Annotated in this window: 6 protein-coding genes; 2 read left to right on the top strand and 4 right to left on the bottom strand. The window is 69.8% G+C overall.

Annotation, left to right across the window (positions count from 1 at the left end; genetic code table 11):
- On the bottom strand, nucleotides 1-483 hold a 483-nt coding region (locus DEIPI_RS0107635; protein WP_027481383.1), incomplete at its 3' end, for a DsbA family oxidoreductase.
- Nucleotides 484-570: 87 nt separating this feature from the next.
- On the opposite strand from DEIPI_RS0107635, the gene DEIPI_RS0107630 reads away from it, so the two are divergent.
- Entirely contained in the window at nucleotides 571-921 is a 351-nt protein-coding gene (locus tag DEIPI_RS0107630) for a winged helix-turn-helix transcriptional regulator (protein WP_027481382.1), read from the top strand.
- Between the two features lie 27 nt (nucleotides 922-948).
- On the opposite strand, the gene DEIPI_RS0107625 is transcribed toward DEIPI_RS0107630, so the two are convergent.
- The 3 genes from DEIPI_RS0107625 to typA all read right to left on the bottom strand — a co-directional run bounded on the left by DEIPI_RS0107625 (nucleotide 949) and on the right by typA (nucleotide 3,891).
- The gene (locus tag DEIPI_RS0107625) at nucleotides 949-1,734 is read right to left on the bottom strand and encodes a TrmH family RNA methyltransferase (protein WP_027481381.1); all 786 of its coding nucleotides are present in this window, start codon (nucleotides 1,732-1,734) and stop codon (nucleotides 949-951) included.
- A gap of 73 nt (nucleotides 1,735-1,807) precedes the next feature.
- Nucleotides 1,808-1,984, bottom strand: a complete 177-nt coding sequence (locus DEIPI_RS37520) for a hypothetical protein (RefSeq protein WP_157463530.1) — start codon at nucleotides 1,982-1,984, stop codon at nucleotides 1,808-1,810.
- A 125-nt stretch (nucleotides 1,985-2,109) separates the two neighbouring features.
- A complete protein-coding gene (typA, locus tag DEIPI_RS0107615; protein WP_027481380.1) occupies nucleotides 2,110-3,891 on the bottom strand; it encodes a translational GTPase TypA in 1,782 nt (593 codons plus the stop codon).
- 279 nt (nucleotides 3,892-4,170) lie between these two features.
- On the opposite strand from typA, the gene DEIPI_RS35435 reads away from it, so the two are divergent.
- Nucleotides 4,171-4,779, top strand: coding sequence for a CDP-alcohol phosphatidyltransferase family protein (locus DEIPI_RS35435; protein ID WP_027481379.1), 609 nt, complete (start codon nucleotides 4,171-4,173; stop codon nucleotides 4,777-4,779).
- The last annotated feature ends 133 nt before the right edge of the window (nucleotides 4,780-4,912 follow it).

The raw sequence follows: 4,912 nt of genomic DNA, 5'->3' as shown, positions 1-4,912 counted from the left end.
GTCCCCGCGCGGGAGGCCGCCGCGCGCGGCGAGGTCCGCGAGCACGGAGGCGTCGCGCAGGTCCGCGCCCTCCTCGAAGTAGCCCTTCATGACGCTCATGGCCACGCCCACGCCGAGCCCGCGTTCCTGCGCGAGCAGGATGACGCGGTGCGCGGCGACGGTGTTCGGCGCGCTCGCGACGGCGTCGAAGTCGAAGCACAGGCCGTCGTCGCAGGCGTAACGTTCGACGTGGTCGAAGGCGCGGCGCATGCCCTCCTCGCCGCCGAACTTGGCGAGCGCGAAGGGACGCCACTCCTCGCCCTGCGCGGGCAGTTCGGGACGCAGCTGGAAGGGCATCCAGCGCAGGTCGAGGGCCTCGGGACCGGCGAGGTTCGCCATGCGGCGCAGGCCGATGTAGCAGAAGGGGCAGACGACGTCGCCGAACACGTCGACGCCGAGACGCGCGGTCTCGCTGGGGGGAGCGGCTGGGCTCACGTGGGTCATGTTCCCATGATACTTCATTATGGGAAGCGGTAACTTCAGGACGTGCTGCTTTCCGGGAAGTAACCATGGAGGTGCTACCATGACCTCATGGCGTACGGAAGCGAAGCACAGCGCCGCCCCGAGTGCGCGGTCGAACGGACCCTCGACGTGATCGGCGCGAAGTGGACCACGCTCATCCTGCGTGAACTGCTCGGCGGCACCCGCCGCTTCGGCGAGCTCAAGAGCGCCCTCGGCGGCATCTCCCCCAAGACGCTCGCGGACCGCCTCCGTACCCTCGAAGGACAGGACATCGTCGTCCGCACCGTCTACGCCGAGGTGCCGCCCCGCGTGGAGTACCACCTCACCGAACGCGGCCGCAGCCTCGGCGCCATCATCGAGGCCATGGCCCGCTGGGGCGCACAGGACGCGGCGCTCGAACCCACCGACCTCGCGTCCTAGAGGTCGCGGAGGCGCGTCGAAGGCCCGCTAGCCCCGCTGCCGCAGCGCCTCGTACAGCACCAGCGCGCCCGCCGTCGCGACGTTCAGGCTGTCCGCGCCGCCCCGCATGGGAATGCGGAGGTTCTGATCCGCCGCCGCCTCCCACGCGGGCGGCAGGCCCTCGTGCTCCGTGCCCAGCGCGAGGGCCACGCGGGCGGTCAGGTCCGCCGCCCAGTACGTCACGCTGCCCTCCGGCGCGAGCGCGAACAGCTCGAAGCCCTCCGCGCGCAGCCACGCGAGCGCCGCGTCCTCCTCCATCGTCACGACGGATTGCGTGAACACGCTCCCCTGCGACGCGCGGATCACGTTCGGGTTGAACAGGTCCACCCCGCGTCCCGCCAGCACCACCGCGTCCACACCCACCCCGTCCGCCGTGCGCAGCAGCGCCCCGAGGTTCCCGGGCTTCTCCAGCCCCACGAGGACCAGCACCAGCGCGTCCTGCGGCAGGGGCGGCAGGGTCCTCGCGGGCAGGGGCGCCACGCCCAGCACCCCGTCCGGATTCTCCCGCGCGGAGAGCTTCGCGAACGCCGCCCGGGACACGAGCACCAGCTCCGCACCTGCCGCCTGGGCCGACCCCACCACGTCCCGCGCGTCGCCGCGCAGCAGATCCTCGCACACGTACAGCCGCTCCACGGGCACACCGCCGAGAAGCGCCCGCGCCACCTCGCGCGTGCCCTCGATCAGGAACCGGCCCTCCCGCTCGCGGTCGCGCCGCTCGCGCAGCCGCGCCGTCGCCTTGATCTCCGGATTCTGGGGGGAAGTCAGTTCGCGCACCCCAGGATTATGCCAGACCGCACGAGGAAGGGACGACGGCGTCCCGTCGTCCCCGTATGACCCGAAGGCGGGCCTACGTTTGTCCGGGGTCGATGTCGTCCGAATCGGTCGGCGTCACGTCGGACGACATCGCGGCACCGACGGCCAGCGCGACGTCGCTGGCGTCCAGGTCCCCGGCGAAGAGACTGGCTCCCGCCGAGAGTTGCAACACGTCCAGAAGATCATGCGAATGATCGATGGGGTCAGCCATAGGTCAGATCCAACTCGACAGGTCAATCCAGAGATCCGGATCACTCCTACCGTACGTCACGCCGTCACGGCCAACCCGCAAAAGCGAACGCCGGACCCCGTGAGGTCCGGCGTTCGCTTGTCCGCTTACTTGCGGAAGCTGGGGTTGAGGATCTTCTTGCGCAGACGGATGTTCGTCGGGGTGATCTCGACGAGCTCGTCGTCGCTGATGTACTCCAGCGCGTCCTCCAGGCTGAGGCGGCGCGGGGGGATCAGCGTGAGCGCCTCGTCGGCGCCGGCGGAGCGGATGTTCGTGAGCTTCTTGTTCTTGCAGACGTTCACGTTCATGTCCTGCTCGCGGGCGTTCTCGCCGACGATCATGCCGACGTACACGTCCATGCCGGGGTCGATGAAGAAGCTGCCGCGGTCCTGCAGCTTGAAGATGCTGTACGCGAACGCGACGCCGTCCTCCATGCTCACGAGGCTGCCGTTCTGGCGGGTCTTGAGTTCACCGGCCCACGGGGCGTACCCGTCGAAGATGTGGCTCATGATGCCCTCGCCCTGCGTCATGGAGAGGAACTGCGTGCGGAAGCCGAACAGCGCGCGCGACGGGATCTTGAACTCCACGCGGATGCGCGTGCCCTGCGGCTCCATGTTCACGAGCTGACCCTTGCGGCTGGAGAGCACGCCGATGATGGTGCTGCTGAACTGCTCGGGGACGTCGATGACGAGGTGCTCGATCGGCTCGTGCTTCTCGCCGTCGATGTCGCGGGTGATGACCTGCGGCGCGCCGACCTGCACCTCGTAGCCCTCGCGGCGCATGGTCTCCAGCAGGATGGAGAGGTGGAGCTCGCCGCGTCCGGACACCTTGAACTCGTCGGGGCGGATCTCCTCGACGCGCAGCGACACGTTCGTCATGACCTCGCGCTTGAGGCGGTCGTTGAGGTGACGGCTCGTGACGTACTTGCCGTCCCGGCCCGCGAAGGGGCTGGTGTTCGGCTGGAAGATCATGCTGACCGTGGGCTCGTCGACGGTGATGATGGGCAGCGCCTCGGGGTCCGCGAGGTCCGCGACGGTCTCGCCGATCTGCGCGTCCTCGATGCCGGCGAGCGCGACGATGTCGCCCGCGCCGACCTCGTCGACCTCGATGCGGCGCAGGCCGAGGTGCGTGAAGGGCTGCACGACGCGCGTCTTGGTCATCGTGCCGTCCTTGTGGATCAGCTGGACGAACTCGCCCTTGCGCACCTTGCCGCGCTTGACGCGGCCGAGCACGATGCGGCCGAGGTACTCGCTGTAGTCGAGGTTCGTGACGAGCATCTGGAAGGGCGACTGGAGGTCCACGTCGGGCGCGGGGATGTTCTCCAGCACCGTCTCGAAGAGCTCGTGCATGTCGTCCTGCGGCTTGTCGAGGTCACGGAAGGCCTTGCCCTCGCGCGCGATGGCGTACAGGATCGGGAAGTCGAGCTGCTCCTCCGAGGCGCCGAGCTCCGCCATGAGGTCGAAGGTGAGGTTCACGACCTCCTCGGGGCGGGCGTCCTGACGGTCGATCTTGTTCACGACGACGATGGGCTTGAGGCCGAGCTCGATGGCCTTGCGCAGCACGAAGCGCGTCTGCGGCATGGGGCCCTCGGCGGCGTCGACGAGCAGGAGGCAGCCGTCGACCATGCCGAGGACGCGCTCCACCTCGCCGCCGAAGTCGGCGTGGCCGGGCGTGTCGACGATGTTGATCTTCACGCCGCCGTACTCCACGGCGGTGTTCTTCGCGAGGATGGTGATGCCGCGCTCCTTTTCCAGGGCGTTGCTGTCCATGGCGCGCTCGGCGATCTCCTCGCCGTGGCCGAGCTTGAGGGTCTGCTTCAGCAGGCCGTCCACGAGGGTGGTCTTGCCGTGGTCGACGTGCGCGATGATCGCGATGTTCCGGTATTCCATGAGTTCTCCTGACCCCTCCCGCGGTGGCCGTGGTCGCCAACGCTTCTCGAACGCGACCGGGTCGGGCGGGCGCGGCCCCGTCCTTCCTTCACGGCTGGCCAGGGGTGATGCGGGCTTCGGGGGGTGGACCGTGTTCACGCGAACTTCGCCCCGTGAGGGGCGGGCACGTGGCACCCAAAGAGAGAGTGTAGCTCATGGAGGCCTCCTTGTTGGTGGAGGCGGCACCATCCGGGGCGACCCTGCCACGGGCGGGCTCGCGCCGGGCGTCTACACTGCGGCATGTCGCTGCGTGCCAACTGGCTGACCCTCGCGCGGGCGGTGCTCGCGCTGCTCTTCGCGCTGTCGTTCCGGCTCTCGGACGTGGGCGCGCTCGCGTGGTCCCTCGCGCTGCTGGCCCTGATGGGCCTCACGGACGTCCTCGACGGGTTCTTCGCGCGGCGCAAGGGCGGCGGGACGCGCGTGGGCGAGCTCATCGACTCCGTCGCGGACGGCTTCGCGCGGCTCACGGCGCTCGTGGTGTTCCTCGACGCGCGGCTCGTGCCCGCGTGGATGGTGCTGCTGGTCGTGTGGCGCGACCTGTTCTCGTGGGGGCTGCGCTTCATGGACCTAGGGCAGGGCCGGGACGTGGTGCACAAGCGCCTCTCGGGGAAGGTGAACGGGGCGGTGCAGAGCGCCGCGATCGGGGGGACGGTGGTGGCGCTCCTCGTGGCGCGGGGGCTGGAGCGGCCCGAACCGACGCCCGTGATCTGGACGCTGATGCTGGCGGGCGCGGTGACGTCGGTGTGGAGCACCGTGGATCTCGCGCGGGCCTACGGGGAGACGCTGCGGCGCTTCGTGGGGCTCGGGCGGGAGCGTGCGGGCGCGGTGGAGGGCCGCGAGCGGACCTGACGCTCAGCGGCGGGACGCCCGGTACCCCATGAGCTGCACCAACATCCCCGCCCGCGCGCGGACGCCCGCGACGGCGCCGAGCTTCTCCTCCTTCGTGCGGTGGGTGAGGTCCGGCAGGGAGACGTAACGGACG

The organism is Deinococcus pimensis DSM 21231, from assembly GCF_000519345.1.
GTDB lineage: Bacteria > Deinococcota > Deinococci > Deinococcales > Deinococcaceae > Deinococcus_A > Deinococcus_A pimensis.
Note: the sequence above shows the minus strand (reverse complement) of the source record. Positions and strands in the feature narration are given on the sequence as shown.

Coding starts and splice junctions, on each gene's coding strand:
- DEIPI_RS35435 (WP_027481379.1), top strand. CDS start 4,171: ATGTCGCTGCGTGCCAACTGGCTGACCCTCGCGCGGGCGGTGCTCGCG.
- DEIPI_RS0107630 (WP_027481382.1), top strand. CDS start 571: ATGGCGTACGGAAGCGAAGCACAGCGCCGCCCCGAGTGCGCGGTCGAA.
- DEIPI_RS37520 (WP_157463530.1), bottom strand. CDS start 1,984: ATGGCTGACCCCATCGATCATTCGCATGATCTTCTGGACGTGTTGCAA.
- typA (WP_027481380.1), bottom strand. CDS start 3,891: ATGGAATACCGGAACATCGCGATCATCGCGCACGTCGACCACGGCAAG.